The following is a 6,553-nucleotide window of genomic DNA, read 5'->3' as shown; positions in this document are numbered from 1 at the left end:
CCAGCGCCTTCACACCCCCCTCAGAACCCCAGCAACTGCCCCACCTGATCCCCCTGCGGATTGTCACTGCGGCTGACCAGCGCGTAGTTGTACTCGCCCTGGCTCCAGTAGCGGGTCAGCAGCTCGCCGTCCTGCCGCTGGCCGTGGGGTAGCAGGCGGTGGCCGGGGCCCGGCGGGCGGATGAAGAAGCTCAGGCGGTGGCCCTGGGCGTCCTCGTAGATCACCAGCGCCGCCGCGCCCTGTTCGGTGGCCAGCAGGCGCGCGCCGACGCTGCGCAGGCCGAGATTGTCGAGGTCGGCCGGCAGGCTGGCGTTCTCCAGGTAGCGGCCCAGCCAGTTGCGCAGGTTCTCGCCGCCACGGGTGTCCAGCGGCGCGCTGCTGCCGTTGGCGGCGAACAGGCGGTAGGCCTGCACCGCGTCTTCCATCGGCTTGCCGCGCTCGACCAGGGTCATGTCGCGGGCCTGCCAGCCGCCCAGGCTGCCCACGCCCAGGGCCAGCAGCAGCGCGGCGGCGGTGGCCAGGCGGGTGTGGCGACGCTGGCGCAGGCGCTGGCGGATGCGCGCCGGGTCCAGCGCCGGGTCGGCCGGCGGCAGGGCGCGGTTGGCCAGCGCGGCGCGCAGCTTCTGCGCGTCCTGTTTCCATTGCTCGACGCGCCGGGCTTCCTGCGGGTTGGCCGCCAGCCAGGCCTCGATCCACTGCCGCCGCTCGGCGTCCAGCTGGCCGTCGACGTAGGCGTGCAGGTCGTTTTCGCTGGGAGTCAGTTCGCTCATTTGAGTACCCGTAGGGAAGGGGCGGCGCTGTTGCCTTCGCTCAGCGCGCGCAGGGCCTGGCGGGCGCGCGACAGGCGCGACATCACCGTGCCGATGGGAATCTGCAGGGCCTCGCCGACCTCGCGGTAGCTCAGCCCCTCGACGCTGACCAGGGTGAGCAGGGCGCGCTGCTCGGTGGGCAGGCGCTCGAAGGCTTCCAGGGTCGAGTGGGCGCTGACGATGTCCTCGGTGGAAGGGCTGCGTTCTTCCTCGCCGCCGAACAGCGCCAGGATGCGCGCGTAGCGCCGGGCGCGGCGCTGGCCGTCGATGAACAGGCGATAAAGGATGGCGAACAGCCAGGCGCGCAAGTCGCCGTCGCCGCGCTTGCCGGCCCAGGCCGAGAGCGCCTTTTCCAGGGTGGCCTGGACCAGGTCGTCGGCGCTGGCGCTGTTGCGCGTCAGCGATAGCGCGAAGCGCCGCAGCCTCGGCAGCAGTTCGCGCAGTTGGTGGTCGTCCAGTTCGTTCATCGCGATTCGGCCGCCGGCCGGCTCCGTGGTTCGTCGAGCCCGTGTGACGAACCCCCCGCGAGTTTATTCCACCGCCGGTCGGCCTTCGAAAATTTTTCCGCGTCGGGAATAACCCGGCGCGCGGTGCGTCGTACCGGCTCATCGAACCGCAGCCCAATGAGGACGCCCCCATGACCGAACCTTCCTCGGCGCCGCCGAACCTGCCCCTGCGCCTGGCGGCCATCGCCGCCGCCGTCGGCGCCCTGGCCGCCGCCTTCGCCTACGCCGGCGGCTGGCTCGACCCGCAACGGCTGACCCCGGCCAAGGTGATCGACAGCCTGGAGCGCAACGCCGGGGTCTACCCGGCCTATCGGCGCAACCACGCCAAGGGCCTGTGCGTGGTCGGCCACTTCGACAGCAACGGCGCTGGTGCCGAGGTGTCGCGCGCGGCTGTGTTCGCCAAGGGCTCCGTGCCGGTGGTCGGGCGCCTGGCGATTCCCGGCGGCAACCCGGCGGCCAGCGACGGCGCCGCGCCGATCCGCAGCCTGGCCCTGCGTTTCCTGCCCGAGCACGGCCAGGAGTGGCGCACCGGGATGAACGCCATGGCGGTGTTCCCGGTGAACAGCGTGCAGGCCTTTTACGAGCTGCAGCTGGCCTCGCAGCCCCAGCCGGGCAGCGGCAAACCGGACCCGGCCAAGCTCGCCGCGTTCTTCCAGGCGCACCCGGAATCCGCCGCGTTCCGCGACTGGGTGAAGAGCGCCACGCCGTCGTCCAGCTACGCCAACAGCGCCTACAACAGCATCAACGCCTTCGTCCTGGTGGACGCCCAGGGCCGCGAGCACCCGGTGCGCTGGTCGGTGCAGCCGGAGGCGGCGTTCCAGCCGATCAGCGCCGAGCAGCGCGGCCAGGCCGACTTCCTCGCCGCCGAGCTGCAGCAGCGCCTGGCCCAGGGGCCGCTGAAATGGCGCCTGCAACTGACCCTCGGCGAGCCCGGCGACCCCACCAACGACGCCACCCGCATCTGGCCGGCGCAGCGCCGCAGCATCGACGCCGGCGAGCTGGTCATCGAGCGCGCGCAAGCGGAGCAGGGCGGGCCCTGCCAGGACGTCAACTACGACCCGCTGGTGCTGCCCGACGGCATCCGCGCCTCCGACGACCCGCTGCTGAGCGCGCGCTCGGCGGCTTATTCGGAATCCTTCAACCGCCGTACCCGCGAGCAGGCCGCCATGCCGGCCAAGGAGCCGCAGTCGTGAAAACCGAGCCCACGTATTTCCCGTTGCCGCTGCGCGTCCTGCACTGGCTGATGGCGCCGCTGGTGATCGGCATGCTGCTGATCGGCCTGGGCATGGTCACCAGCGTTTCCAGCCGCCACGCCACCCTGGTGGCGATCCACAAGCCGCTGGGCGCGGCGCTGCTGCTGCTGGTGCTGGTGCGCCTGGCGATCCGCCTGGCCCGGCGCGTGCCGCCGCTGCCGCGGCAGATGCCGCACTGGCAGCAGCGCCTGGCCCACGCCTCGCACTACGTCCTCTACGCGCTGCTGATCCTGCAGCCGCTGGTGGGCTGGAGCATGCAGTCGGCCGGCGGCTACCCGGTGGTGCTGTTCGACGGCCTGCAACTGCCGGCCCTGGTCGGCCCCTCGGTGTGGCTGCACAGCGTGCTGCGCAGCGCGCACAGCGTGATCGCCTACCTGCTGATGGCGACCATCCTGCTGCACCTGGCGGCGGCCCTGTTCCATGGCCTGGTGCGCCGCGACGGCGTGCTGGCCAGCATGACCGGCGGGCGCCTGCCGCCCGCCACTCCATCCTCCGTCCCGGGAGAACGTCCATGAATCCGCGCACCTGCAAACCCGTCCTGCTCGCCCTGGCCCTGGCCGCCACCCCGGCCGCGTTCGCCGCCGCCGGCGACCCGCCGGCCGAGGACTACCACTTCGGCAGCCGCCCGGATATCGCCCAGGTGCTGCGCGCGGCGGACCTGGACTTCTGCGGCATCCGCGAGGTGGAAACGCTGTACCAGGACCACCAGGGCCGCAAGCACCTGTTGCGCTACCCGGTATGGGGCCGGAACTGCCCGAGCGAGAACTGAGGCGAGGCGGCGGGCGGCGGAAGGGCGGTCCTTCTGGTCGGCGTCACACCAGCTGGCTGTCGATGTGGATTTCGCCGCTGAGCAGCTTGTGCACCGGGCAGGCGTTGGCGATTTCCAGCAGGCGCTGGCGCTGGGTGTCGTCCAGCGCGCCGCTCAGGCCGATGGCGCGGGCGATGTGGCTGACGCTGGGCTTTTCCTGGCTGAGCGAGAGGCGCACCTGGATGCCGTCCAGCGGCCATTCCTTGCGCCGCGCGTACATGGCCACGGTGATCGCGGTGCAGGCGCCGAGAGAGGACAGCAGCAGCTGGAACGGCCCCGGCCCCTGGTTGCCGCCGCCCAGCTCGACCGGTTCGTCGGCCAGCCACTGGTGCAGGCCGTCGGACAGGCTGACCTGGTAGGGAATGCCGGAATGGCTGGCGGTGACGCTGGCGTCGCTCATGGCGAGACTCCTCGGCCTAAAAGGGGAGGCTGGAGTCTAACCGCTCTGCTCCGGGCTTACACGGTGGCCCAGTCAGGCACCGCGCATCTGCTGCAAGCGGATATGCCGGCGCGAGCTGCGCGCCAGGCGCACGCCCAGCAGCACCGCGGCGCAGGTCAGGCCGACGATCAGGCCCTGCCACAGGCCGCGCGGGCCGGTGGGTTGCTGGACCCAGTCGGTCAGGCCCAGGCAGTAGCCCACCGGCAGGCCGATGCCCCAGTAGGAGAACAGGGTGAAGAGCATGGTCGCGCGGGTGTCCTGGTAGCCGCGCAGGGCGCCGGCGGCAGTGACCTGCAGGCCGTCGGAGAACTGGAACAGCGCGGAGAACACCAGCAGTGAGGCGGCCAGCGCCAGCACTTCGGGGTCGTCGGTGTAGAGCGCGGCGATCTGCTCGCGGAACGCCAGCATGGCGCTGGCCGAGACGCAGGCCCAGGCCAGCGCGGTGGCCATCCCGGTGCCGGCGGAGAAACGCGCGTCGCGCGGACGGCTGGCGCCCAGGGCCTGGCCGACGCGTACGGTCACCGCCATGGCCAGGGCGTAGGGCACCATGAACGCCAGGGCGCTGAAGTTCAGGGCGATCTGGTGCCCGGAGATGACCTTGTCGCCCAGCTCGCCGAGCAGCAGGGCGATCACCGAGAAGATGCTCGACTCGGCGAAGATGGCGATGCCGATCGGCAGGCCGACGCCGACCAGCCCGCCGATCACCTGGCGGCTCGGGCCTTCCCAGCGGGCGAACAGGGCGCTGGGCTGGTACGCCTTGGCGATGTTCACCCAGGCCAGCATGCCCAGCAGCATGAACCACATCACCGTGCCGGTGGCCCAGCCGCAGCCGGCGCCGCCCAGGGGCGGGAAGCCGAGGTGGCCGTAGATCAGCACGTAGTTCAGGGGAATGTTCAGCAGCAGCCCGCCGATGCCCAGGACCATGCTCGGGCGGGTGCGCCCGAGGCCGTCGCTGAAGCAGCGCAGCACGTGGTACAGGGCCACCGCCGGCAGGCCGCAGGCGATGCCGCGCAGGTAGAAGCGGCTGGGTTCGATCAACGCCTCCTCGACCTTCATGGCGCGCAGCACCGGCTCGGAAAGGAACCACAGCACCGCGCCGGCCAGCGGCCCCACCAGCAGCGCCAGCCACAGCGCCTGGCGCGCCAGCGCGCCGGTGCCGGGGCGGTCGCCGGCGCCGTAGCGCTGGGCGACCTTGGCGGTGGTGGCCAGCAGGGTGCCGGTCATCAGCAGGAACACCGGAATCCAGATGGAGTTGCCCAGCGCCACCGCGGCCAGGTCGCGCGGGCCGACGCGGCCGGCCATCACGGCGTCGACGAAGCCCATGGCGGTGGTCGCCATCTGCGCCACTATGATCGGCGCGGCGAGGGTGAGCAGTTCCTTGAGCTCGGTGGCGAGGCGCCGTCTGCGCGAGACGGGCTGGGCGATGGCGGTCACGACTGTCCTTGGCGGGGTTATTCCGGGAAGCCGGCCAGTCTATCGCCTGACGCTGTGGTCAGGAAAGCGCCGCGCGTCCCGCACGCGGTCAGCGACCGCCGCGCGCGGCGCTGGTAAAGTGACGGGATCACTTGTAGGAGCCTTCCCCAGGAGCTTTCCCATGCGCATCCTTGCCGACGAGAACATCCCGCTGGTCGACGCCTTCTTCGGCGAGCAGGGCGAGATTCGCCGCCTGCCCGGGCGCGGCATCGACCGCGCCGCGCTGGCCGACGCCGAGGTGCTGCTGGTGCGTTCGGTGACCCAGGTCGACCGCGCGCTGCTGGAAGGCAGCGCGGTGCGCTTCGTCGGCACCTGCACCATCGGCACCGACCACCTGGACCTGGACTACTTCGCCGAGGCCGGCATCGCCTGGTCCAGCGCGCCGGGCTGCAACGCCCGCGGCGTGGTCGACTGGGTGCTCGGCAGCCTGCTGGCGCTGGCCGAGGCACATGGCGCGGACCTCGCCAAGCGCCGCTACGGGGTGGTCGGCGCCGGCCAGGTCGGCGGCCGCCTGGTCGACGTGCTGCGCGGCCTGGGCTGGGACGTGCGGGTTTGCGATCCGCCGCGCCAGGCCGCCGAGGGCGGCGACTTCGTCGGCCTGGAGGAAATCCTCCGCGAGTGCGACGTGATCAGCCTGCACACGCCGCTGACCAGCATGGGCGCGCACACCACCCGCCACCTGCTCGACGCCCAGCGCCTGGCGCACCTGCGCCCCGGCGCCTGGCTGCTCAACGCCAGCCGTGGCGCGGTGATCGACAACCTGGCGCTGCGCCAGCACCTGGAAAGCGGCGCCGACCTCGACGTGGCCCTGGACGTCTGGGAAAGCGAACCCCAGGCCGATCCGGAACTGGCCCAGCTGTGCCGCATCGCCACCCCGCACATCGCCGGCTACAGCCTGGACGGCAAGCTGCGTGGCACCGCGCAGATCTACGACGCCTTCTGCGCCTGGCGCGGTATCGAGGCCGGCGTGAAGCTGGACGACCTGCTGCCGGCGCAATGGCTGATGGAGTTGAACCTGGGCGAGGACTGCGCCGCCGACTGGGCGCTGGGCCTGCTGTGCCGCGCGGTGTACGACCCGCGCAGCGACGACGCCGCGTTCCGCCGCAGCCTGGTGGGTAGCGCCGAGGAGCGCCGCGAGGGCTTCGACGCCCTGCGCAAGCATTACCCGCCGCGCCGCGAGATCACTGGTTTGTGGGTCGACATCCAGGGCGAGGCGCCGGCGCTGGAACGCCTGGTCCAGGCGCTGGGCGCCAACCGGGTGGGCG

Annotated in this window: 8 protein-coding genes; 4 read left to right on the top strand and 4 right to left on the bottom strand. The window is 71.9% G+C overall.

Annotation, left to right across the window (positions count from 1 at the left end; translation table 11 throughout):
• Window positions 1–20 precede the first annotated feature (20 nt).
• Together P3W75_RS12465 and P3W75_RS12460 are read right to left on the bottom strand one after the other, a co-directional pair.
• On the bottom strand, window positions 21–770 hold the full coding sequence (locus P3W75_RS12465; protein ID WP_276227656.1) for an anti-sigma factor family protein: 750 nt from the start codon (window positions 768–770) through the stop codon (window positions 21–23).
• Complete coding sequence (locus P3W75_RS12460; RefSeq protein ID WP_276227655.1) at window positions 767–1,276, bottom strand: sigma-70 family RNA polymerase sigma factor; 510 nt, start codon at window positions 1,274–1,276, stop codon at window positions 767–769. The genes P3W75_RS12465 and P3W75_RS12460 overlap by 4 nt, the downstream gene beginning before the upstream one ends.
• Window positions 1,277–1,446: 170 nt before the next feature.
• Between P3W75_RS12460 and P3W75_RS12455 the strand changes: the two genes are divergently transcribed.
• Genes P3W75_RS12455 through P3W75_RS12445 form a run of 3 tightly spaced genes read left to right on the top strand, consistent with a single transcriptional unit; the run spans window position 1,447 to window position 3,337 of the window.
• Window positions 1,447–2,508 carry a catalase family peroxidase gene (locus P3W75_RS12455; protein ID WP_276227654.1) on the top strand — a complete coding sequence of 354 codons (1,062 nt, stop codon included), beginning with the start codon at window positions 1,447–1,449 and terminating at the stop codon, window positions 2,506–2,508.
• On the top strand, window positions 2,505–3,083 hold the full coding sequence (locus P3W75_RS12450) for a cytochrome b (protein WP_276227653.1): 579 nt from the start codon (window positions 2,505–2,507) through the stop codon (window positions 3,081–3,083). The genes P3W75_RS12455 and P3W75_RS12450 overlap by 4 nt, the downstream gene beginning before the upstream one ends.
• The gene (locus P3W75_RS12445) at window positions 3,080–3,337 is read left to right on the top strand and encodes a DUF2790 domain-containing protein (protein WP_276227652.1); all 258 of its coding nucleotides are present in this window, start codon (window positions 3,080–3,082) and stop codon (window positions 3,335–3,337) included. The genes P3W75_RS12450 and P3W75_RS12445 overlap by 4 nt, the downstream gene beginning before the upstream one ends.
• Before the next feature lie 43 nt (window positions 3,338–3,380).
• Here the strand turns inward: P3W75_RS12445 and P3W75_RS12440 are convergent, their stop codons facing one another.
• The gene (locus P3W75_RS12440) at window positions 3,381–3,776 is read right to left on the bottom strand and encodes an OsmC family protein (RefSeq protein WP_276227651.1); all 396 of its coding nucleotides are present in this window, start codon (window positions 3,774–3,776) and stop codon (window positions 3,381–3,383) included.
• A gap of 72 nt (window positions 3,777–3,848) precedes the next feature.
• Window positions 3,849–5,249 carry an MATE family efflux transporter gene (locus P3W75_RS12435; RefSeq protein ID WP_276227650.1) on the bottom strand — a complete coding sequence of 467 codons (1,401 nt, stop codon included), beginning with the start codon at window positions 5,247–5,249 and terminating at the stop codon, window positions 3,849–3,851.
• 160 nt (window positions 5,250–5,409) lie between these two features.
• On the opposite strand from P3W75_RS12435, the gene pdxB reads away from it, so the two are divergent.
• Window positions 5,410–6,553, top strand: a 1,144-nt coding sequence (pdxB, locus tag P3W75_RS12430; protein ID WP_276227649.1) for a 4-phosphoerythronate dehydrogenase PdxB, incomplete at its 3' end; no start/stop codon positions are given.

The organism is Pseudomonas citronellolis (genome assembly GCF_029335315.1).
Taxonomy (GTDB): Bacteria; Pseudomonadota; Gammaproteobacteria; order Pseudomonadales; family Pseudomonadaceae; genus Pseudomonas; species Pseudomonas citronellolis_A.
Note: the sequence above shows the minus strand (reverse complement) of the source record. Positions and strands in the feature narration are given on the sequence as shown.

Excerpts from the sequence above, each read along its gene's own strand:
- P3W75_RS12465 (WP_276227656.1), bottom strand. The coding sequence starts at position 770 with ATGAGCGAACTGACTCCCAGCGAAAACGACCTGCACGCCTACGTCGAC.
- P3W75_RS12455 (WP_276227654.1), top strand. The coding sequence starts at position 1,447 with ATGACCGAACCTTCCTCGGCGCCGCCGAACCTGCCCCTGCGCCTGGCG.
- P3W75_RS12440 (WP_276227651.1), bottom strand. The coding sequence starts at position 3,776 with ATGAGCGACGCCAGCGTCACCGCCAGCCATTCCGGCATTCCCTACCAG.
- P3W75_RS12445 (WP_276227652.1), top strand. The coding sequence starts at position 3,080 with ATGAATCCGCGCACCTGCAAACCCGTCCTGCTCGCCCTGGCCCTGGCC.
- P3W75_RS12460 (WP_276227655.1), bottom strand. The coding sequence starts at position 1,276 with ATGAACGAACTGGACGACCACCAACTGCGCGAACTGCTGCCGAGGCTG.